The sequence below is a fragment of the Cupriavidus sp. C1SS-2L genome (assembly GCF_057073735.1).
Window position 1 is genome coordinate 661,016 of record NZ_CP172709.1, and the last position, 19,909, is coordinate 680,924.

At 66.7% G+C, this 19,909-nt stretch carries 20 protein-coding genes; 9 read left to right on the forward strand and 11 right to left on the reverse strand.

The window, feature by feature from the left end; translation table 11 throughout:
- Positions 1-13: 13 nt before the first annotated feature.
- Positions 14-652, reverse strand: a complete 639-nt coding sequence (locus tag ACIGJG_RS20795; RefSeq protein ID WP_011301694.1) for a 3-oxoacid CoA-transferase subunit B — start codon at positions 650-652, stop codon at positions 14-16.
- Positions 653-668: 16 nt separating this feature from the next.
- Positions 669-1,328, reverse strand: coding sequence for a 3-oxoacid CoA-transferase subunit A (locus tag ACIGJG_RS20800; protein WP_041680343.1), 660 nt, complete (start codon positions 1,326-1,328; stop codon positions 669-671).
- A gap of 508 nt (positions 1,329-1,836) precedes the next feature.
- Here ACIGJG_RS20800 and ACIGJG_RS20805 point away from each other — a divergent pair.
- Positions 1,837-2,082 (forward strand): hypothetical protein, encoded by a 246-nt coding sequence (locus ACIGJG_RS20805; protein WP_011301692.1) that lies wholly within the window; start codon positions 1,837-1,839, stop codon positions 2,080-2,082.
- A 14-nt stretch (positions 2,083-2,096) separates the two neighbouring features.
- Here ACIGJG_RS20805 and ACIGJG_RS20810 read toward each other — a convergent pair whose 3' ends face one another.
- The 5 genes from ACIGJG_RS20810 to ACIGJG_RS20830 all read right to left on the reverse strand — a co-directional run bounded on the left by ACIGJG_RS20810 (position 2,097) and on the right by ACIGJG_RS20830 (position 8,418).
- The gene (locus tag ACIGJG_RS20810; RefSeq protein ID WP_011301691.1) at positions 2,097-5,159 is read right to left on the reverse strand and encodes an AAA family ATPase; all 3,063 of its coding nucleotides are present in this window, start codon (positions 5,157-5,159) and stop codon (positions 2,097-2,099) included.
- Entirely contained in the window at positions 5,156-6,301 is a 1,146-nt protein-coding gene (locus tag ACIGJG_RS20815; protein WP_011301690.1) for an exonuclease SbcCD subunit D, read from the reverse strand. The genes ACIGJG_RS20810 and ACIGJG_RS20815 overlap by 4 nt, the downstream gene beginning before the upstream one ends.
- Positions 6,302-6,406: 105 nt before the next feature.
- A complete protein-coding gene (locus ACIGJG_RS20820) occupies positions 6,407-7,597 on the reverse strand; it encodes an FIST signal transduction protein (protein WP_140953081.1) in 1,191 nt (396 codons plus the stop codon).
- A 94-nt stretch (positions 7,598-7,691) separates the two neighbouring features.
- A complete protein-coding gene (locus tag ACIGJG_RS20825) occupies positions 7,692-8,051 on the reverse strand; it encodes a hypothetical protein (RefSeq protein ID WP_011301688.1) in 360 nt (119 codons plus the stop codon).
- A gap of 160 nt (positions 8,052-8,211) precedes the next feature.
- Complete coding sequence (locus tag ACIGJG_RS20830) at positions 8,212-8,418, reverse strand: dodecin (protein ID WP_011301687.1); 207 nt, start codon at positions 8,416-8,418, stop codon at positions 8,212-8,214.
- A 202-nt stretch (positions 8,419-8,620) separates the two neighbouring features.
- Here ACIGJG_RS20830 and ACIGJG_RS20835 point away from each other — a divergent pair, with 202 nt between their 5' ends.
- From ACIGJG_RS20835 to ACIGJG_RS20845, 3 genes are all read left to right on the forward strand, one after another.
- A complete protein-coding gene (locus tag ACIGJG_RS20835; protein WP_258234688.1) occupies positions 8,621-9,292 on the forward strand; it encodes a phospholipase D family nuclease in 672 nt (223 codons plus the stop codon).
- A 77-nt stretch (positions 9,293-9,369) separates the two neighbouring features.
- Complete coding sequence (locus ACIGJG_RS20840) at positions 9,370-10,083, forward strand: dienelactone hydrolase family protein (RefSeq protein ID WP_011301685.1); 714 nt, start codon at positions 9,370-9,372, stop codon at positions 10,081-10,083.
- 113 nt (positions 10,084-10,196) lie between these two features.
- Positions 10,197-11,756 carry an acyl-CoA synthetase gene (locus ACIGJG_RS20845; RefSeq protein WP_011301684.1) on the forward strand — a complete coding sequence of 520 codons (1,560 nt, stop codon included), beginning with the start codon at positions 10,197-10,199 and terminating at the stop codon, positions 11,754-11,756.
- A gap of 85 nt (positions 11,757-11,841) precedes the next feature.
- Here the strand turns inward: ACIGJG_RS20845 and ACIGJG_RS20850 are convergent, their stop codons facing one another.
- On the reverse strand, positions 11,842-12,495 hold the full coding sequence (locus ACIGJG_RS20850) for a glycine zipper 2TM domain-containing protein (protein ID WP_011301683.1): 654 nt from the start codon (positions 12,493-12,495) through the stop codon (positions 11,842-11,844).
- 134 nt (positions 12,496-12,629) lie between these two features.
- Entirely contained in the window at positions 12,630-13,085 is a 456-nt protein-coding gene (locus ACIGJG_RS20855) for a MarR family winged helix-turn-helix transcriptional regulator (RefSeq protein WP_011301682.1), read from the reverse strand.
- 188 nt (positions 13,086-13,273) lie between these two features.
- Here ACIGJG_RS20855 and ACIGJG_RS20860 point away from each other — a divergent pair, with 188 nt between their 5' ends.
- Together ACIGJG_RS20860 and ACIGJG_RS20865 are read left to right on the forward strand one after the other, a co-directional pair.
- Complete coding sequence (locus ACIGJG_RS20860; protein WP_011301681.1) at positions 13,274-13,837, forward strand: YggT family protein; 564 nt, start codon at positions 13,274-13,276, stop codon at positions 13,835-13,837.
- Positions 13,838-13,979: 142 nt separating this feature from the next.
- Entirely contained in the window at positions 13,980-14,309 is a 330-nt protein-coding gene (locus ACIGJG_RS20865) for a hypothetical protein (RefSeq protein WP_011301680.1), read from the forward strand.
- A gap of 41 nt (positions 14,310-14,350) precedes the next feature.
- Here ACIGJG_RS20865 and ACIGJG_RS20870 read toward each other — a convergent pair whose 3' ends face one another.
- On the reverse strand, positions 14,351-15,283 hold the full coding sequence (locus tag ACIGJG_RS20870; protein WP_041680342.1) for a LysR family transcriptional regulator: 933 nt from the start codon (positions 15,281-15,283) through the stop codon (positions 14,351-14,353).
- Positions 15,284-15,343: 60 nt separating this feature from the next.
- Between ACIGJG_RS20870 and ACIGJG_RS20875 the strand changes: the two genes are divergently transcribed.
- Both ACIGJG_RS20875 and ACIGJG_RS20880 read left to right on the forward strand, forming a co-directional pair.
- Positions 15,344-16,957 (forward strand): MFS transporter, encoded by a 1,614-nt coding sequence (locus tag ACIGJG_RS20875; RefSeq protein WP_483673851.1) that lies wholly within the window; start codon positions 15,344-15,346, stop codon positions 16,955-16,957.
- Positions 16,958-17,119: 162 nt separating this feature from the next.
- On the forward strand, positions 17,120-17,950 hold the full coding sequence (locus ACIGJG_RS20880; protein ID WP_041680341.1) for an IclR family transcriptional regulator: 831 nt from the start codon (positions 17,120-17,122) through the stop codon (positions 17,948-17,950).
- A 27-nt stretch (positions 17,951-17,977) separates the two neighbouring features.
- Here ACIGJG_RS20880 and ACIGJG_RS20885 read toward each other — a convergent pair whose 3' ends face one another.
- On the reverse strand, positions 17,978-18,790 hold the full coding sequence (locus ACIGJG_RS20885) for a phytanoyl-CoA dioxygenase family protein (RefSeq protein ID WP_483673852.1): 813 nt from the start codon (positions 18,788-18,790) through the stop codon (positions 17,978-17,980).
- A 198-nt stretch (positions 18,791-18,988) separates the two neighbouring features.
- Between ACIGJG_RS20885 and ACIGJG_RS20890 the strand changes: the two genes are divergently transcribed.
- The gene (locus ACIGJG_RS20890; RefSeq protein WP_011301675.1) at positions 18,989-19,906 is read left to right on the forward strand and encodes an AAA family ATPase; all 918 of its coding nucleotides are present in this window, start codon (positions 18,989-18,991) and stop codon (positions 19,904-19,906) included.
- Positions 19,907-19,909: the final 3 nt, after the last annotated feature.

Sequence of the window (19,909 nt, forward strand, 5' to 3'; positions counted from 1 at the left end):
TTGATATCAGTGGTCAGCCCTGGATCAGGGTAACGCCGGTCAGGCGCTGCAACTCGTCAAAGCTCAGCCCTTCCACCAGGTCGCGCGCAACCAGCCCGTCGGTGGTTACGTCGATGGTGGCCAGATCAGTGTAGATGCGCGTCACGCAACCGATGCCCGTCAGCGGATAGGAGCACTGCGGCACGATCTTGCTTTCGCCCTGCTTGGTAAGGTGTTCCATCATCACGAACACCTGCTTGGCCCCGATGGCGAGGTCCATCGCACCGCCAACGGCGGGGATGGCGCCCGGTGCGCCGGTGTGCCAGTTGGCCAGGTCGCCCTTCTCGGAGACCTGGAACGCACCCAGCACGCAGAAGTCGAGGTGGCCGCCGCGCATCATGGCGAACGAATCGGCGTGATGGAAATAGGAACCGCCAGCCTTGATCGTCACTGGCTGCTTGCCGGCGTTGATCAGGTCGCCGTCTTCTTCACCGGCCGCGGGCGCGGGGCCCATGCCGAGCAGGCCATTCTCGCTGTGCAGCAGGATTTCCTTGTCTGCGGGCAGGTGGTTGCCCACCAGCGTGGGCAGTCCGATGCCGAGGTTCACCACGGCACCTTCGGGGATGTCTTTGGCCACGCGGGCGGCCATTTGGTCGCGGGTCAGTTTTTGCATGTTCGCTCTCCTTCGCTCAGACCTTCACCACGCGCTTGACGAACAGGCCCGGCGTCACGATGTGCTCGGGATCCAGCTCGCCCAGTTCCACCACGTGGCTCACCTGCACGATGGGGCACTTGGCAGCCATGGCCATGATCGGGCCGAAGTTGCGAGCGGTCTTGCGATACGTCAGGTTGCCCCAGCGGTCGGCCTTGTCGGCCTTGATCAGGGCGAAGTCGGCGTGAATGGGCTTTTCGAAAACATAGCCCTGGCCGTCGATGATGCGCGTTTCCTTGCCTTCGGCCAGCGGCGTGCCGTAGGCCGTGCGCGTGAAGAAACCGCCGATGCCGGCACCGGCGGCGCGGATGCGCTCGGCCAGGTTGCCCTGCGGCACCAGTTCCAGTTCGATTTCGCCAGCGTGGTACAGCGAGTCGAACACGTACGAGTCCGTCTGGCGCGGGAACGAACAGATGATCTTGCGCACGCGTTTGGTCTTCAGCAGCGCGGCCAGGCCGGTGTCGCCGTTGCCGGCGTTGTTGTTGACGATGGTGAGGTCGCGCGCGCCTTGGGCGATCAGGGCATCGATCAGTTCAGCGGGCATGCCTGCCATGCCGAAACCGCCGATCAGGATCGTGGCGCCGTCGTGGATGCCGGCCACCGCCGCTTCCACCGAGTCGAATAGCTTGTTGATCACTTGCGTTCCAGTCCGGGTAGAGGTCTGGCAGGTGCCGGAACCGGCCGCAAGGCGCGGCGCGCAAAAACTGTCTCCGGGCATGCCTGCCGGACGGGCGTCTGGCGCAAGCACCGGTGATGGCGCACTAGCCAAGACGTGTTCCAACAGAGTGCGTCAGTTTTGTTCTAATTACGAACTTGAATTCGCACTATGAACAGAGTACACCTCGCGACAAATGCGGGTCAAGACAACGGTAAAGAGCTTGTCCGGTAATCGGCCGCACTCGATTTAAGGAGGCCCATACATGGAGGGTGCGATACACCGAGGGCCTCATTCAGCGCCTGTAGGACAGAGCCGACGCCACAATCGGCCCGGCTTCGATACGGCCGCGGATCCCCGTTGCCTATGCTTGCCTCAAGACATGCCACATGGCAACCGCCATCGGACCACCCGGCACGCCCCGGCAAGTCTGAAGACAACGAGTCAGGCCCCCAGGGCCTGACCAGAACAGCCAGAGGAGTCGGACATCATGGCACGCGCAATCGCCATCCCGCGCCACCCCAGTCCCTCAAGGACCTTCAATAATAGTCATCACGATGCGCTGGAACGGATTCTGCGTACCACGCGGCAACACTGGAAGCTTGACGTCCCGCCAGCCGAGCCGGCTCCGCAAATGCCCACGCCGCGCACGCGTGTGCGCCTGCCGCGCCTGGCAGCCCGCGCGTTCGAAGCGCAGATCATGGCGATCCGCTGTCAACAGGTCTTCACGGCCTGACCCCACCATCGCGATCAGGGCAACTGCATCACCGCGCGACTGCCCGCAGCGCCAGGCTTGACTTCGAGCCGAACGTCGATGCGTTCGCGCAGTTCAGCGACGTGCGAGATGATCCCCACCAGCCGTCCGGCCTGCTGCAGGTCCAGCAATGTACGGATCGCGAAGTCCAGGCTTTCCGGATCGAGCGTACCGAAGCCTTCGTCGACGAACAGCGTGTCGAGCTGGATGCCGCCCGAGCGCGACTGCACCACGTCGGCCAGCCCCAGCGCCAGCGACAGGGACGCGAGGAACCCCTCGCCGCCCGACAGCGTGTTGGCCGGCCGCGCCGCGCCGGTGTCATAGTCGAACACTTCCAGATCGAGGCCGCCGGCCGAGCGCTGGTCGGTCTGCTCGCGTACGCGCTGCAGCGTATAGCGGCCCCGGCTCATCGCCAGCAGGCGCACGGACGCCGCTTCCAGTACCTCGTCGAGCAAGGTGGCCAGCACAAAACGCTGGAACGTCATGCGGCGCGGATTGTTGCCGTTGGCAACCTCCGCCAGGCGCCCGAGCACCGCGTAGCGCGCCTCTATCTCGCTGTTGGCGGCGGCCAGTGCATCGAGCTGCCGCTGGCATTGCAGCAGGTTGTCACGCATGCGGCCCCGATCGGCTTGCCGCCGGACCAGGTCTTCGACGCCGGCGGCGGCGGTCGACGCAGCAGTACGCAAGCCATCGATGTCCGGGGCCGATAGCCCTTCGGCCGCCGCAATCGCACGTGAAAGGCCGTGCGCGGCCACCGCGAGTGCTTCGTCGTACCTGCGCACCGCATCATCCAGCCCTTCCATTGCCGCGGCATCGAGCCGTGCCGCGCTGAATGCCGCCATGTCGGCAAACCCCGACGCTGCCAGCATGGCATCCGCCGCGCTGCGGGCCTCTTGCAGACGTTCGCCTGTCCGGACCTGCGTCGCCAATGCGGACTGGCTGGCCGCTTCGGCGCGCGCCAGCGCCGCAGTGGCGTGCTTGTCGGCCGCCTGCGCCGACTCAAGAGCGGCGACAAGCACGGCCATCTGCTTGCGCACCTGCTGAAGCGCGGCTTCGATCGCTTGCGGAACGCGTAAATCTTCCGGCAACTGGGCACAGGCTGCGCGCCACTCGCCCTGCAGTTGGGCAAGCGCCTGCGCCGCGGATTCCACCGCCGCGCAGGCCTTGCGGTGGAGGTCATCAGCGGTAGCCAGCGCTGAACGCCGTTCCTCAATGACCGCCGGCATGCGTTGCAGCCGGGCAGCCGAAGCCTGTGCCGCCGCCAGATCGCGCTCAAGCTCCGCCGTCTGTGCCGCCAGGGCCTGCGCCGTCGACTCCACGGTGCGCAGCGCACCATCGCCGATATCAGCTTCGAGTTCCGCGAGTTGCTCTGACAGCCGCTCGACGTCCGCCTGCGCGGCGTGCCGGGCATTAGCAGCGCGCAGCACGAGATCATCGGCCTCTCGCGAGGCGATCCGCGCATGTTCAAGCGCATCATCCGATACCAGTTCGCCGCTGTGTTGCGCCAGCGACGGATGATCGGTGCCGCCGCACACGGGACATGTGTCCCCCGCTGTCAGTGCGGCAGCCAGGCGCGCAGCCTGTCCGGTGCGCCATGCCGATTCGGTGGCGGCCAGCACCGCGCGCGCGGACTCACGGCCGGTTGCGGCACGCGTAGCCGCAGCGTCGCTACGCGCAAACGCCTCGCGGGCTTTTGCCACCGCCTGTCCGGTCTGCCGGTAGCGGGCAATCTGCTTTGCACGCGCCTGCACAGCCTGCAGTTGCAGGCTCAGCGCCTGCGCCTGTGCGGCGAGCATCTGGGCGCGCCGCTGTTCCTCTTCGGACGAGGCCAGCTCCGCTTGCCGCTGCGCCAGCGACTGCGCGGCACGATCCCGCGCGGCGACGGTATCGCCCTGCTGCTTCTGCGCCGCATCAAGTGACTGGCGCAAGCTGCCGAGCTGACGCGCGCGCGGCAGCAGCGCCTCGAATTCCATCACGCGGCGCTGCGCGGCTTCACGCGCGTCACCGCGCGCAAGCTCTGCCTGCAGCCGTTCGCCCGAGTGGGCCGCCTCGGCCTGCTGCTGCCGCAGCGCGCCAGCCGCCTGCTCCACGGCGCCCTGCGCGGTTTGCTGGTCTCGTTGGGCAGTCTCCATCTGCTGGACGGCAGGCCACGCCTGCGCGGCGCGCCGCGCCGCCTGCAAACGCACGCGCTGTTCGTCGACCGTCGCCTTGCGGGCCAGCAAGGCATCGTGAGCAGCTTGCGCGTCGGCACGTTCGCGCAGCCGCGCCTCGACCTGCTCGCCGGCCTGCAGCGCCGACTGCGCAGCAGCCAGCGTGGCACGCGCAGCCTGTTCCTGCTGTTGCAGGTCGCCCAGTTCCTGCTGGAGCTGGGCGATGCCTGCAGCCAGCGTTTCCGTCGATTCCATCTCGAATTGCCCGAGCAGCGCCTGGCGCTGGTCGCCGATGCGCTCGGCTTCGCGCTTGATGCCGGCCGCTTCGCCTTTCAGCAACTCTTCCACGCGCCGGTACAGCTCGGTGCGGAACAGGCGCTCCAGGATCGATTGCCGCGCCTGCGAGCTCGCGGTCAGCAGTTCGCGGAAGCGTCCCTGCGGCAGCACGATGACCTGGCGGAACTGTGCGCTGTCAAAGCCCAGCAGTTCGCGGACGGCCTCGGTGACCTTGGCCGGCTGCCCGGCTTTGCTGACCCAGCCGTCACCGTCCCATGCGTCGAGCTGGGCCTTCGGGGTCTCGTTGACCATGCCTTCGCCACGCTGCTTCGGCCGCTCCTGCGCGGGAGAACGCACGACGCGGTAGCGCTTTTCGCCAAGGCTGAATTCGAGCGCGACTTCCGTGCGCAATCCGGGCGCGGCGTTGGCGCTGCGCATGGCCTGCGCGCTGCGTTCGCCGCCGGAAGTATCGCCATACAGTGCGAAGCAGACCGCATCGAGCAGCGTGGTCTTACCGGCACCTGTAGGCCCGTGAATCAGGAAGAAGGCCTGCTCGCCCAGGCGCGTGAAATCGATTGCCTCAGTGCCGGAAAACGGCCCGAAGGCCTGCATTGTCAGGTGCAGGGGTCTCATGCGGACTCCCGCTGTGCCGCGGCCATGCCGGCCAGCACCTGTTCCAGCGCGCCACGCTGGCCATCATCGAGTTCCGCATCGACCACTTCGCGGAAGAAGCTCGCGAAGAGCTCGCCCGTGCTTTGTTCGCGCAGGCGCCGCGCCGCATCGCCGGCTACACCGCCGCGTGCCAGCACGGTGCGCTCGACCGCGAGCGCGTTGGGATAAGCCTGCCGCAGCTTCGCCATCGGGTCCAGCAGCGCGCCGGTGTCCGTCAGGCGTGCATAGACATAGTCATCACGTCGCGCGTCATCGGCGGCAGCGGCGATCAGCTCGCTGAGTTCGCCTTCCACGATACGCAGGTCGCGTAGCGGCCGCAGGGGCATGGGCGTGATTTGCACGCTGCCGTCAGCGCCAAGGTCGATCATCGACACGGATTTGTCGTGACCGCATTCCGACAACGAATACTTGAGCAGCGAGCCCGCGTAATGCACCCGCCCGTCGAGGGTCTGGGGCCGGTGCAAGTGGCCCAGCGCAACAAGGTCGAACCCTTGGAACGCTTGCGCGGCAACAGCGCCGCTGCCGCCCACCGATAACGGCCGCTCGGATTCGCTGACCGCGCCGCCGACCACGAACGCATGGCCGACCACCACGGAGCGCATACCGGCCGGATGGCTCGCACGAATCGCGTCGAGCTGCGCGCACAACGCCGCCTCATGGGTGGGCAGTTCGGCACCGAGCGCGTCGCGCACGACGGCCGGCTCCGCATACGGCAGCGCATAGAGTCGCACTTCGCCATGCGCGTCATGCAACGACACGCAGGCCGGTGTGGCGGACGTGCAGCCGGCAACGTGCAGGCCCTGCGACTGCATCAGCCGGGCGCCGAATTCCAGCCGCTGCGCGCTGTCGTGGTTGCCGGCGATCAGCACGACAGGAACGCCCACGTCCAGGATGATCCGTGCCAGCACGTCATCGAGCAGCGCCACCGCTTCCGGCGGCGGCACGGCACGGTCATAGACATCGCCGGCGATCAGCACGGCGTCGGGCCGCTCGGTGCGCACCAGTTCGACAAACTGGTCGAGGATGTAGGCCTGGTCTTCAATCAGGCTGCGGGCATGAAAGAGCCGCCCGAGATGCCAGTCGGCGGTATGCAGGAAACGCAATGTAGATACCTGGTCTGCGGTGTGGGGGTGGCGTGTCCGTCACGGCGGCACGCGGTACAGCCGGCATCATAACTGTGCGCGCGGCGCACAGGTGCCGCCTGTCCCTCAGGAAACCACAGCGCCGGTGAAAACCGTCAGCACGCCGGTGTAGCCGTACAGATGGTCGCGAGCGATCTCGCCATTGGCAAAGAAGCCCGCCATCGGCAAATCCCCGAGCGCACGGCGCACGATCTGCAGTTCGGCACTGGGCGCGCCGAAATGCGGCCCACCTCGTCCGGAACAGCTGATATAGAGCGCGCCGAGCGCCTTGCCGGCTGCGCCTCCCTCGATCTCGGCCCGGATCTCCGTGGCGATGCGCGTCAGGTCCGTGCGCGCCGCGGCTGGATTGCGCGTGCAGAACGCCAGCCGCATACCGGTTTCGGGAACATCGGCCAGCGCGAGTACGCGATGCTGCACGTCCAGGCCGATCAGATGCCGCACCACGGTTTCTGCGCCGAACATGCCGGGGAGCCTTGGCGCATCTTCGGTACCGGCGCTCAGGCCGGCTAGCGTTCCCGACAGCGCCTCGGCCATGGCCTTGGTCGGCGCATCGCGCTCGAGCCCGAGATCCTTGAGCACGCAGTCGAGGGCGGGTTCATGGTCCAGCGTGAACACCACGTTGCGTTCCGCGCGCGTCACCGTTCGCGCAGGCCCGATGGGCTGGCAGCCCTGCGTCACGCGAGAGATCAGGCCAACGCCAGGGCCGAACAGTACGCCCGACAGGCCGCCCGTGAAGATGCCGTCGGCGATCTGCAGTGTCTGATTGCGTGCCGACGACAATCCGCCGAACAGGTAGCCGGTCGCCGTGCGTTCGCTCAGTTCGCGCAGCAGGTCCTGGAGGTCTGGCGTCGACCCCTCCGCATGCACGAGCGCGGTATGAGGCGTGAAGCCTGAAGTGGCTGGCGGCAAGGGCTTGCGCCCCGAGAACAGCCGGAACGCGTCCCGCGGCAACGGCGCCATCATCAGCGCCAGTGCGGGCTCATCGATGTACTCCACCCCGCAAGCCGATATTCCCATTGCCGCCGTACCGACCCAGGCCACGCCGGGCCATTCCTGCTGCAATGCATCGAGAATGCGCTCGGCGGCCGTTGCGTAGTAGTCGCTCAGGTAGCACCAGCCAAGCGTCAGGGCGACCGCGCTGCCCAGCCGGGCGTGTTGCACTGCAAGCTGGGCCTCCAGTTGCTGGCGGCAGTCCGCCAGCGCGTCCTGCCAGCGGGCATTGGCCGCGTGGGCATGTACGAAGGCAACGTCATGCATGGTGGATCCTCCATTGCGCCTTCGTCGAGTGGCTGGCAGCACAGGTTGGACACCGGCGCGCGCACAGCGTTCTTGCCGTGCGGGACAGGCCGGATCATTCCATACCCTTGCTCGCCAGTTCACCGCGCAGCAGCTTCTGCACGATCCGTTCGTGCTGCGCGAGCGCCGCTTGCAGCGAGCTGGCCCCGTAGCTGCGGTTCCCGCCGGGATCCGCTGCCCCGGCCACGCGCGTGATAAATAGCGGCGTGTCCACCGGCGCGGCTTCCGACACCCCGCGGAAGCGCGTGGTCACCGTGCTGCCGGCAGCCTCCAGCACGGTACGGCGGAACACGGGGTCGTTCTCCTCCATCCAGCGCGACCATTCGCCATGGCCAGCCACCTGGACCGGCTCATTGCGTTCATCGAGGATGTAGAAGCGGGCCCACGCCTCGTTGGACCTGGTGCGGGATTTCATAGGCGGTCAGCATCGCAGCCCAATACCGGACCTCGCGATTGGACTGCGCAACAACCCATCGACGCCAACACGTTGTGGGACTGGCGAGCGAATACGACAAGGCACTGATCGGCGAATCGCACTTCGACGTGAAGGAAATCCGCCTGCCGTTGGTGGCCGCTCAGGTCACGCGAAAGCCGATCTTCAGCGTCACCTGGAAATGCCCGACCTTGCCGTTCTCGATATGGCCGCGCGTTTCCACCACTTCAAACCAGTCAATGTTCTTGATGGTCTCGCCGGCCTTGGCGATCGCATTGCGAATGGCGTGGTCGCTGCCGTCCGGCGATGAGCCGACGATTTCGACGAGCTTGTAGGTATGGTCGCTCATGTCCGTCTCCTTGGCCGGCTGGCACCCGGCGCGGTTTATCCATCATAGGCAGCACCACGGTGAAAACCCAGTAGACGCATGCGGTGAAAAGGACTGTTACACACGCGCGGCTTGTCCGGTGCGGAGCGTGCTGCTACGCTGCGGGCCCGCATTGCCGCGCGGCGTGGCAATGCGGGCCTCCGTTCCCGAACCGAATCGCACCGTGACTCACCGATCCAAGCGCGCGGCCCTGTCCGCCCTACTGCTCGCCGCATGCGCAACCGGCCTGGCTCATGCCCGCTCCGCCTCGGCGCTCGACAGCATCACCGATACCATCAGCAGCACCTTCAACGACGCAATTGCAAAGCACATGCCCGACATCCCGGGCCAGAACGCGCGGCAGGATGCGTCGGCCCGTCCGGTCAACGCCAAGCCGTTTGCGTCGGGCAGCGGCTATACCCTGTGCTTCGTCCCCGACGGGCTGAGCTGCCAGGACCTGCTCGTCAATGCGATCCGCGGTACGCGCCGGCGGCTGCTGATCCAGGCCTACTCGTTCACCAGCAAGCCCATCGCCGAAGCCGTGGTGCAGGCGCACAAGCGCGGCGTCGATGTACGCGTGATCGTCGACAAGAGCCAGGTGAGCGAACGCTACACCAGCGCCACCTTCCTCAAGCACGCGGGCATTCCGGTCGTCATCGACACCAAGCCCGCGATCGCCCACAACAAGGTCATGGTGTTCGATGACCAGGCCGTATTCACCGGGTCGTTCAACTTCACCAAGTCCGCCGAAGAACGCAACGCCGAGAACGGCATGCTGATCCGCGGCGACTCGGCGGTGGTCAAGGCCTATACCGAGAACTGGAACGCGCGCTTCCAGCAGTCGTCCGCGTACTGAGCCGTGGCCGGCGTGATCTGGCCGGCGGTGGCACACTTGCGGTTTGCCCATCCTTCATCCGTCACCAGGAACCCGCCATGCCAGCCACTCCCAACAGCAAATGGATCCGTGTCGACAGCGACGCCGGCAGCTTTGACGCCTACCTGAGCCTGCCGCCTGCAGGCGTGCAGCCCGATGGCCCCGCCATCGTGCTGCTGCAGGAAATCTTCGGCGTCAACGAACATATCCGCGCGGTAGCCGACCAGTACGCGGCCGACGGCTACACCGTGCTCGCGCCCGATGTGTTCTGGCGCGATGCGCCGCGCATCGAGCTGGGCTATGCCGGCCCCGACATGGAGCGCGCCATGGCGCTGCGCAAGTCGGTCGACGTGGAAGCCGCCGTGCGCGATATCGCCGCGACCGTGCGCACGTTGCGCACGCACACCGGTGCAGGCAGCAAGGTTGCGGCGGTTGGCTATTGCTTTGGCGGCCTGCTCGCCTACCTGAGCGCGGCGCGCGGCCTCGTCAACGCCGCGGTGCCCTACTACGGCGGCGGCATCCAGAACAACCTGCAGGAAGCGAGCGCGCTGAACGTGCCGGTGCAGTTCCACTACGGCGCGCTCGACGCGCATATCACGCCCGATGCGGTCGCCAACGTGCGTGCCGCTGTCGCCGGCAAGCGTGGCACCGAGGTGTTCGTCTACGACGGCGCCGACCACGGATTCAACTGCTGGGCCCGCGCGAGTTACCACCAGCACAGCGCAGCGCTGGCGCACGGCCGCGCACTGACCTTCCTCGCGCAGACGCTGTAATCCCGCGCCCCTCGCCGGAGGGGCCCGCCTTGCCACCGGCGTGCGGCACGCCGTATGCTGAGCTGTCGAGCTTCAAGACTTGCTGGATCCAAACCACGATAACGGAGACCACCATGCAGTCAGAGCAGCAGCGCGCCCTGCGCAATACCATCCCTGACGCCGTCGGCCGCGCCGTCCGGCGCGATCCCGACAAGACTGCCATCCGCTTCGGCGCCCGTAGCTGGACCTTCCGGCAACTGGACGAAGCCGCGGCATGCGTGGCGGGTGCGCTCGCGCAGTGGGGCCTGCGGCCCGGCGACCGCGTCGCGGCCTTCGGCAAAAACTCCGATGCCTACGTGCTGCTGTGGCTCGCGTGCTTGCGATCCGGCCTGATCCACGTACCGGTGAACTTCTCGATGACGCGAAGCGAAGCCGAGTACATCGTCACGCAATCCGGTGCCAGCGCGATCTTTGCCGATCCTGCACTGGCCGAACGCGTGCAAGGGCTACCCTGCCGGGTGAGCGGCACGCTGCATGGTGGCGGTGATCACGACATCCTGATGGCAGCCGCGCAAGGGCCCGCGGCACCGGTGCTCGCGGAACTGGCCGACGACACGCCGGCGCAGATCCTGTACACGTCCGGCACCACTTCCGCACCGAAGGGCGCCGTGCTTACGCATCGCGCGCTGCTGGCCGAGTACGTGAGCACCATCGCGGCATGCGACGTGCGTGCATCGGATTATTCGCTCGCAGCGCTGCCGCTCTACCACTCGGCGCAGATGCACGTATTCCTGATGCCGCTGCTGCTGAGCGGTGGCACCACGCTCATCGCCGACAGCCCCGAGGCCGGCTTCTGCCTGCGCACCATCCACGACGAAGAGATCACGAGCTTCTTTGCGCCGCCCACGGTGTGGATCGCGCTGCTGCGGCATGCCGATTTCGATCCCGCGCGGCTCGGCACGCTGACCAAGGCGTACTACGGCGCCTCGATCATGCCGGTGCCGGTGCTGCTCGAACTGCAGGCGAAGCTGCCGGCGCTGCGCTTCTACAACTGCTACGGCCAGAGCGAGATCGGCCCGCTCGCCACGGTGCTCGGTCCCGACGAGCATGCGGAGCGCCCGGCCTCTGCGGGACGGCCCGTGCTCAATGTGGAAACCCGCATCGTCGACGAGAAGATGAACGACGTCGCGCCCGGCACGCTTGGTGAAATCGTGCACCGCTCGCCTCAGTTGCTGACCGAATACTGGGACAAGCCGGAACAGACCGCCGAGGCATTCGCCGGTGGCTGGTTCCATTCCGGCGACCTCGGCTACATGGATGTCGCGGGCTACCTGTATGTGGTGGACCGCATCAAGGACGTGATCAACTCGGGCGGCGTGCTGGTGTCGAGCCGCGAAGTCGAGGAGTGCCTGTACACCCATCCCGCTGTGGCCGAGGTGGCGGTGTTCGCGCTGTCGCACCCGAAGTGGGTGGAAGCCGTGACCGCTTGCGTGGTGCTCAAGCGCGATACTGCAGCCACCGAAGAAACACTGGTCGCGCATGCACGCGATGCGCTGGCACCGTTCAAGGTGCCCAAGCGCGTGGTGTTCGTGGCCGACCTGCCGCGCAATACGGCAGGCAAGCTGCTCAAGCGGAAGCTGCGTGAAGACTATGCGGCGCTGTTCAGCGACGAGACAGGCGGAACGGGACGATAGCGGGACAGTCTGCGGGCAAGGTGTGTCTGGCGGGGCCACTCGCCAGATACGGCGCCCGCCGCATTGACGAGCGCCTGTCTCGGCCTCAATACGGCACGGCTACGCCATTCTCCACCCGCACCCGGTCGCCATTCCGCAGTTGGTACGGATTGGCCTGCGTCACGGTCAGATAGGCATTGTCATTGGTCCGAACGCGCACGCGATAGGCGGGCGGCACCGCGCTGCCGCGCTTCTCCACTTCGTTGCCGGCCAGCGCGCCAGCCACCGCGCCACCGATGGTCGCCACGGTGTTGCCGCGTCCGCCACCGACCTGGTGGCCGAGCAGGCCGCCAACGATGCCGCCGACCACGGCACCGGCACCACTGGTCGAAGCCGCTTGCCCCGACACGACTTCGATGGACTCGACCCATCCATAGCGGACACCATACTGATCGGCGCCGGTGCTGCCGTAGCCGCTGTCGGCGGGATACCCCTGCTGGTAGCCGCCCTGCTGGGGATAGCCTTGCTGCGGGTAGCCTTGTTGCGGGTAGCTTGCCTGCGGATATCCCTGCTGGGGATAGGCCGCCTGCGGATAAGACGACTGCGGATACCCCGTCTGCGTTACCGCACCGGAACCATAGCCTCCGGAGTACCCACCCGAATAACCGCCCGCGTATCCGCCATAAGGCGCAGTCACGCAACCGGCGAGCGCGCCGGCACCGAGCACCGCAAGCACAACGGAACGAAAGGGGATGGACATGGAAACGGCTCCTGCGGATTTCGCGAGTTGGGAATGCGCGCGAGTCTAGAGCCGGCGGAGCGCGGCGGGTGTCACTACAAATTGTGATTGGTAACCGCCTGTAACGGCCCGGCCCCAGCCGTGGCGTGGCGGCCTCAGCCGCGTTCGGCTTCGTCGTCGTTGAACGCCGTGATGCGCGCCACGCGGAAAGTACCGCGCAGCGACTCCAGTTCAGTCCGGTGCAGCATGGCCAGCCGGTTCAGGCAGCGCTCGCCCTTTGCAAGCAGGTGCACCTGGACCACGCGGCGGTCATCAGGGTTGAGCTTGCGCTTGACCAGGCCAGCAGCCTCGCAGCGGTTCACCAGCGCCACCACGCCGTGCTGCTGGGCCTGCAGCCGCTCGGCCAGTTCGCCGATCGATGCCCATTCCTTGCCCGGGCAGCCCCGGATATGGAGCATCAGCAAATACTGCTGCACGGTCACGCCTTCGTTGCGCGCGGCGTCTTCGGAAAAACGCAGGAAGCGGCGCAACTGGTAGCGGAAATCTGAAAGTGCCTCGAAGTCCAGCTTGCTGAGCGGCGACTGTTTCGCGGAGGCGGACTTGCTTGGCATAGGCAGGGAAGGCAGACGGTAAAAGCGCGATCGCGCAAGGCTTGGCGGGCGTCCGGATTCGGACCGTCGCAATTATAGGGGCAGACCTGCCGCATCGCGGAATGCGAAGCGGCGCCGTCATGGCATCCGGCTATGGCAGAATCTGTGCGGTTGCAGACACCTTTCCCACCGCCACGGAACCCTGACCGATGTTTACGGAAATCGCCCTATTCCTGCTCGATACAGTCTTTACCCTGTTCGGCATGGCCCTGTTGCTGCGCGTGTGGATGCAGATCACGCGCCTGCCCACGCGCAATCCGGTGTCCCAAGGTGTATTCCAGGTTACCGATTGGCTTGTACGGCCGTTGCGCCGGGTCATTCCTGGCTTCGGCGGCATCGACTGGGCCACGGTGGTCGGCGCCTGGCTGACCGCGGTGGCGTTCCTGCTGCTGGTGACAGCGCTCACCGGCGGTGCCTTGCTCGATTTCCTGCCCATGGTGCTGCTGGGCGGCGTGCTCTACGTGCTCAAGTGGGGCATCAGTCTCGTGATGTGGGTAACGCTGCTGATGGCGATCCTGTCGTGGGTGAATCCGCACTCGCCCGTCACGCCGGCCATCAACTACCTCACGGCGCCGCTGCTGCGCCCGATCCAGCGCGTGGTGCCGCGCCTGGGCGGCTTCGATATCTCGCCGCTCGTGCTGTTCGTGATCGCCCAGATCCTGCTGATGATCATCGCCCGCCTGAGCGTGGGCGTGTTCGGCATGCACTACTGAGCAAAGCGGGGCGAAACGGAGCGCGCATCGACATTGTCCAGCTTATTGGACAGTGTGTCGGAGATTGACGCTTTTTCCGGGGTCTTCGAAGTCCTACATTACAGGCATCGTGGTTGACGCCACAAACCCTGACAAGAAGGACATGATCATGAAGACCCTTGCACAACGCCGCAACCTTGCCACTTCCGTGCTCTGCGCACTCGGCCTGACGCTGGCCGCCGCTTCCGGCGCACACGCTGCCTCGCCCGTTTCGGACCTGGCCCGCCTCGACGGCAGCATCGGCCGCGTCGGCAATGTCGACCCCTACCTTGACGGTGCCAAGCTGGGCAAGGTGGACCCGTACACCGACGGCGCCAAGCTCGGCAAGGTGGATCCGTTCACCGACGGCGCCAACCTCGGCAAGCGCGACCCGTACACCGATGGCGCCCGCACCGTGCAGGAATCCCGCGACGCCTTCACCGACGGCGCCTGATCCTTTGCCGCAGCCCTGAACGCCCCCGCATCGCAGCCCGGTCAGAAAGCCGGGCTCGCTCCTTCCTCGGAGTCCTGTTCCAGTTCGGGCTCCAGCATCGACTCGATTGCCTCCATGAACGCGCGCACCTTGCGCGGCTGCAGCCGCCGGTCCGGCAGCAACGCGAACGCGCGCAGCGGCGGCAACGGATAGTCGGGCAACACGCGCACCAGCCGGCCCTGCGCAATTTCCGCCTCGCAATAGTTCACCGACAACTTGGCAATGCCCAGTCCCGCCAGCGCGCCCTGCAGCCGCAATTCCGCGTTGTAGGTCTGCATGCGCGGCCGGATCGGCACCGTGATGCTTTCGCCGTCGCGCTGGAATTCCCATACCGTGTCGCCCGGCGTCGTGAGCGTCGGCATATTGACGAGGTCTTCGGGGCGCGCCAGCGGCGGCAGGCTGGCGGCCAGCGCCGGCGCGACAAAGAGACCGCGCTCCACGTGGTAGATGCGGCGTGCCACTGTACCGGAGTCGGGCAGGTCGGCGTCGACGATCACGAAAGCAACGTCAAACCCGTCGCGGATCGGATCGACAAGGCCTTGCGTGATTTCCACCGACACATCGAGCGCCGGATGCGCGGCCAGCGTGCGGCAGATGATGCCGCCAAGCTGCTGCGCGCCGAATTCGTAGGGGGTGGCGATGCGCAGCACGCCCTGCACGCCTTCCTCGCGCGCGAGCGTTTCCTGGCGGATTTCGCGCAGGCGCGCGAACAATGGCGCGACATCGCGGTAGACGGCGCTGCCGGCATCGGTGAGCCGCATGCGGCGCGTGGTGCGCTCCAGCAGCTTCGCGCCGATCGCGGTTTCGAGCCGCGCCACGGCAGCCGACACGCGCGATTTCGGGCAGTCGAGCTGCTCCGCCGCTGCCGTAAATGTGCCCTGCTCGACCACGCAGCAGAACGCCTCCCAATCATTCCACTGGATTGTTTCGTTCACCGGACAATGTTTCCCTGACAAGCTGTAGTTCCAGACAGCAGGCGACATTATGCTGTAGCGATGCAACAAACGTCTGTCCCCGCTGTTTCCAGCGTCCCGGTCGCGCACAGCGCCACCACTTCCCCAAGCCAGGCCACCATGGCTACCGCAGCCCCCGCCCGCCCTCGCATGCAGATCGCTAGCCATCCGGAGATGGGCCACTGGCGGCTGTCGCTGTTCGGGCTGACGCTGGGCCTCGTGACCGGCATCGACTTCTCCTCCACGCTGATGATGGGCGTAGCCAGCCAGCACATCCAGGGCGGCGTGGGCGCCGCGCCCGAAGATTACCTGTATGCGGTCTCGGCCTACGCGGCCACCGCGGTGCTGATGAACATGGTGCTCGACCAGATCGCGCGCCGTACAACGTACAAGCGCTTCACCATCGCGTCGCTGCTGATCTTCATCGTCGGCTCGCTGCTGTGCGCCGAAGCCGCCAGCCCGGCCGGACTGATCGGCGGCAAGGCTGTACAGGGGTTGGGCGCCGGCGGATTGTTCGCGGCCTCGCGGATCCTGGTGCAGCTGGTATCGACGCCGGCCGAGCGCGCGCCGCTGATGCTGCGCTTTGGCGGCGGTGCGTTCGCCATGCTGGCCATCACGCCATGGCTCACCAGCATCTTCCTTGACGACATCGGCTGGCGCGCGGTGTTCCTGTTCCAGGCCGGGATCTCGCTGCCGGTGCTGCTGTCGGTGATCGCCACCTATCCCACGCGCGCGCCGCGCGATCCGCATCCGCCTGTCTCCACGCTGGACTGGCCGGCTGCGATCGCCGCGGCACTCGGTGCGCTGGTCTTCCTGCATACGCTGCAGGAAATGCGCTACACGCGTTTTTTCAGCTCGCCGCAGATGCCGCTGGCCGCGTTGCTCGGCGTGGGCCTGTTTGCGTTCAGCGGCTGGCGCCTGTACCGGCACCCGGACCCATGGATCGACTTCTCGCGGCTGGCCGGCCGCCAGTACCTGTACGGGCTGGGCTTCTATACGCTGTACTACCTGCTGTCGTCGGCGTGGGCATTCCTGTTGCCCACGCTCACGCAGAGCGGCCTGCGGCTGACCTTCCGTACCACGTGCATGCTGCTCACGACCAGCGGCACGGTTTCCGCCATCGGCGCGGTGCTGATCACGCTGGGTATGGCGCTGGTCTTCCGCAAGCGCCGCGTGATCGCGGTCGGCTTTCTCATCTATGCAGGCGCGGCCATGCTGTTGTCGTACCAGTTGATGCCCGGAGCGCCCGACTACGCACTCGTGCCGGTGGTGCTGCTGGAAGGCCTGACGCCGGTCCTGCTGATGGTGCAGGTCGCTTCGATGACCTACCTGGACCTGCCGGTCGAGGACTTCTCCCACGCGTACCAGTTCAAGAACGTCTGCAAGCAGATCGCCTCGGCCTCCGGTACCGGTCTGGCGAGCGTCTTCATGCAGGACGGCCTGGCGGCGCACCGCACGCACCTGGTCGAGCACGTCACGCGCTTCACGCCGTCGCTGCAGATGCCCGATGCACTGTCCGCGTCGAACCTGGCAAAGATCTCGCTGGAAATCGACCGACAGGCCACCCTGCTGGCCGGCATGGACATGCTGCACGGCTTTGCCGCGCTGTGCGTGGTCATGGCCATTTTCGTGCTGCTGCAGAAGAGCTTCCGTTGATCCGGGTAACCCGATAACGGTGCAGGAGACAGCATGGCGGCGGCGCCCCGAACGGCGGCGCCGCCAGCACGTGCGTCGCTGCGCACTGGCGAAACCGGCGTATTTCCTCTACGCTTTCGGCCTTTGCGAGCCAATCCGGCGACCCGCGCCGGTGCCCGACAGATGGCCAGTCCCGCCGATCCCTCACAAGCCGCGGAAACCGCCGCCACCTCCGCCGCCACGCCCGAAAAGCCCAGCGACAGCTATGTGCAGTCTTTTGCACGCGGCCTGGCCGTGATTCGCGCGTTCAACGCCGAGCACCCGGCCCAGACCCTGACGGAAATCGCCCAGGCCAGCGGCCTCACGCGCGCCGGCGCGCGCCGCATCCTGCTGACGCTGGTGGGCCTTGGCTATGTGCAGGCCGAAGGCAGGCTGTTCCGCCTGACCCCGAAGATCCTCGATCTTGGCTTTGCCTACCTGACCTCGATGCCGTTCTGGAACCTGGCCGAGCCGATCATGGAGGCGCTCTCGCAACAGGTCCACGAAAGCTGCTCGATCTCAGTGCTCGACGGCACCGAGATCGTCTACGTGCTGCGCGTGCCCGCCCGCAAGATCATGACCATCAACCTGTCGATCGGCAGCCGCTTGCCGGCCTATTGCTCCTCGATGGGGCGCGTGCTGCTGGCCGGCCTGCCCCCCGATGAACTGGACCGAGTGCTGCGCAACACCGAACTGCGCGCGCGCACCAGCCGCACCGTGACCGATATCGATGCGCTGAAGACCGTCATCGCCGATATCCGTACGCGCGGCTGGGCGCTGAATGACCAGGAACTGGAAGAAGGGTTGGTTTCGCTGGCCGCGCCGATCCGCAACCGCGCGGGCCATACGATTGCCGCCCTCAACATCAGCGGCCAGGCCAACCGCACCAGCGCCGCGGAAATGCGCGAGCGCTTTCTGCCTTCGCTGCTGGAAGCGGCCGACAAGATCTCTGGGCTGGTCGGCCTGCGCACCTGAGCGCCACAGGCCCCGCCCCGGGCACGCTTAAAGCTCGACGCTGCCGAATTCGGCCGAACGCGTGCCGTCCACGGGACGATTGCTGGCGCCGAAGTAGGCGAACGCCACCGACAGCTTGACTGCATTCGAGCTGTTGCGGCCGGCGGCATGGAACAGCCGGCTGTCGAAGAACAGCACGTCGCCACGGTGCAACGCCAGCGACGCCGCGCTCTCGAGCAACGGCTGACTTGCCGGGTGGGCCTCGATCAGGAACTCGGCCGGATCGAGCTGGCCCGGTTCCAGCACGGCCTTGTGCGAGCCGGGAATGACGCGCAGGACGCCGTTACTCTCGTCCTCGTCGCCAAGCGCCAGCCACACCGTCACGAGTTCCGGGCTGACGAACGACCAGTAGCGCGTATCGCGATGCCAGCCGGTCTGGCTGCCGTAGTGCGGATGCTTGGTCATCACGCAGTTATGGTGGGCCAGCGTGATGCGCGGGGCTTCGCCCAACAGCGCCTGCACGATAGCTGTCAGGCGCGGGTTCGCCGCCCAGTCGCGAAAGACCTGATCGCGTCCATAAGCCTGCCGCAATCGCCTGACGGTGCCGCCGCCGGCGGCATCGCGCGTGGCGGGTGCGCCGGGATAGCCGAGGTCGGCCTCGAACTCGACCGGTGGAACGGCCGTGGCCAGGTGGCTGCGCGTCACCGCTTCCAGCGCAGCACAGGTCTGCTCCGGCGCGAAGCCGCGCAGCACGATGAAGCCATCCTTGTGGAACGCCTCGGCGAGGTGCTTCAGCGCGGCGGAATCAGGCTCGGTGGAGGTGGCAGACGGGAAGGGGGATGCGTCCAGCGGGGCAGTCATTGCGGCAGAGGGAGATCCAGGCCAACATGTGGCCGATACGACGATGATGCCAGAAGCCGGCGCCGCTCGCGCGTCAAGGCCGAAGAGGCAGGAAAAGCCCGACCCGCGCATGGTTGTCTTCGTGCGGAAACAGACTGTGCCGAGCAAGGCGCACGCCGCTACAATGCGCGGATTCCCCGTCTCCCAGCCGAGGCCAATGTGACTGCTCGCCCGAGGATCGTCGCTACGCTCGCCGAAGCCCAGAACCAGCTCGGCCGCATCGTGCTGGGCAAGCCGCGCCAGATCCGGCTGGCCCTGGCCTGCATGCTGGCCCGCGGCCACCTGTTGCTGGAAGACCTGCCCGGTGTCGGCAAGACCACGCTGGCGCATGCACTGGCCCGTACGCTTGGCCTGCAATACCAGCGCGTGCAGTTCACGAGCGACCTGCTGCCCGCCGACCTGATCGGCGTATCGGTCTTCGTCCGCGACACGAGCGAGTTCCGCTTTCATCGCGGGCCCGTTTTTGCGCAAGTGGTGCTGGCCGACGAGATCAACCGCGCCCCGCCCAAAACCCAGAGCGCGCTGCTCGAAGCGATGGCCGAAGGCCAGGTCACGCACGACGGCGCCACGCATGCGCTGCCCTCGCCATTCTTTGTGATTGCGACGCAGAACCCGCTCGAGCAACTCGGCACCCACGCTCTGCCCGAGTCGCAGCTCGACCGCTTCACCATGCGGCTGTCGCTGGGCTATCCCGATCCGGCGTTCGAACGAGTGCTGTATCTGGGCGGCGGCACGCCACCCCAGGACGAACCCGTCATGGATGCCGCACAGGTCCTGGCGCTCCAGGAAGCCGCGGCACAGGTCTACGTCAGCCCGGCACTGGTGGACTACGTGCTGGCATTGGTGCATGCGACACGCACCAGCAGCGCGTTTGCCGCCGGACTGTCGCCGCGCGCGGGGCTCGCATTGCTGGCGTGTGCGCGGGCATGGGCACTACTCGATCAACGCGAATTGGTGCTGCCCGAAGACGTACAGGCGGTCTTTACCGCCGTGGCGGCGCACCGCCTGGAGCCCTCCGGAACACGCGCCGGCGCCGATAGCCTGTCCACGCTGCTGGCTGGCGTACCGATTCCCTGACCG

Excerpts from the sequence above, each read along its gene's own strand:
- ACIGJG_RS20795 (WP_011301694.1), bottom strand. The coding sequence starts at position 652 with ATGCAAAAACTGACCCGCGACCAAATGGCCGCCCGCGTGGCCAAAGAC.
- ACIGJG_RS20805 (WP_011301692.1), top strand. The coding sequence starts at position 1,837 with ATGGCACGCGCAATCGCCATCCCGCGCCACCCCAGTCCCTCAAGGACC.
- ACIGJG_RS20810 (WP_011301691.1), bottom strand. The coding sequence starts at position 5,159 with ATGAGACCCCTGCACCTGACAATGCAGGCCTTCGGGCCGTTTTCCGGC.
- ACIGJG_RS20820 (WP_140953081.1), bottom strand. The coding sequence starts at position 7,597 with ATGCATGACGTTGCCTTCGTACATGCCCACGCGGCCAATGCCCGCTGG.
- ACIGJG_RS20825 (WP_011301688.1), bottom strand. The coding sequence starts at position 8,051 with ATGAAATCCCGCACCAGGTCCAACGAGGCGTGGGCCCGCTTCTACATC.
- ACIGJG_RS20830 (WP_011301687.1), bottom strand. The coding sequence starts at position 8,418 with ATGAGCGACCATACCTACAAGCTCGTCGAAATCGTCGGCTCATCGCCG.
- ACIGJG_RS20840 (WP_011301685.1), top strand. The coding sequence starts at position 9,370 with ATGCCAGCCACTCCCAACAGCAAATGGATCCGTGTCGACAGCGACGCC.
- ACIGJG_RS20845 (WP_011301684.1), top strand. The coding sequence starts at position 10,197 with ATGCAGTCAGAGCAGCAGCGCGCCCTGCGCAATACCATCCCTGACGCC.
- ACIGJG_RS20850 (WP_011301683.1), bottom strand. The coding sequence starts at position 12,495 with ATGTCCATCCCCTTTCGTTCCGTTGTGCTTGCGGTGCTCGGTGCCGGC.
- ACIGJG_RS20855 (WP_011301682.1), bottom strand. The coding sequence starts at position 13,085 with ATGCCAAGCAAGTCCGCCTCCGCGAAACAGTCGCCGCTCAGCAAGCTG.
- ACIGJG_RS20860 (WP_011301681.1), top strand. The coding sequence starts at position 13,274 with ATGTTTACGGAAATCGCCCTATTCCTGCTCGATACAGTCTTTACCCTG.
- ACIGJG_RS20865 (WP_011301680.1), top strand. The coding sequence starts at position 13,980 with ATGATCATGAAGACCCTTGCACAACGCCGCAACCTTGCCACTTCCGTG.
- ACIGJG_RS20875 (WP_483673851.1), top strand. The coding sequence starts at position 15,344 with ATGCAACAAACGTCTGTCCCCGCTGTTTCCAGCGTCCCGGTCGCGCAC.
- ACIGJG_RS20880 (WP_041680341.1), top strand. The coding sequence starts at position 17,120 with ATGGCCAGTCCCGCCGATCCCTCACAAGCCGCGGAAACCGCCGCCACC.
- ACIGJG_RS20885 (WP_483673852.1), bottom strand. The coding sequence starts at position 18,790 with ATGACTGCCCCGCTGGACGCATCCCCCTTCCCGTCTGCCACCTCCACC.